We start from the raw sequence: 234 nt of genomic DNA on the forward strand, positions 1-234 counted from the left end.
ATGGGGAGCGGGAGATCCTGGGCATCTGGGCCGGCGACGGCGCTGAGGGCGCCCGGTTCTGGCTGCAGGTCTTCTCCGAGCTGAAGAACCGGGGCGTCGAGGACGTGCTCATCGCCGTCTGCGACTTAGCTCTTGGGCTGCCGGAGGCGATCACGACCATCTGGGAGCGAACGGTGGTGCAGCAGTGCATCGTGCACCTGATCCGCAACAGCTTCCGTTACGCCGGCCGGCAGC

Annotated in this window: 1 protein-coding gene; it reads left to right on the top strand. The window is 67.1% G+C overall.

Going from position 1 to position 234, the window contains the following annotated elements:
* A partial coding sequence (locus AC5RWU_RS24830) for a transposase (RefSeq protein WP_493986816.1) occupies positions 1–234 on the top strand: 234 nt, incomplete at both ends.

It is taken from the genome of Arthrobacter sp. B0427-1-12 (assembly GCF_059092905.1).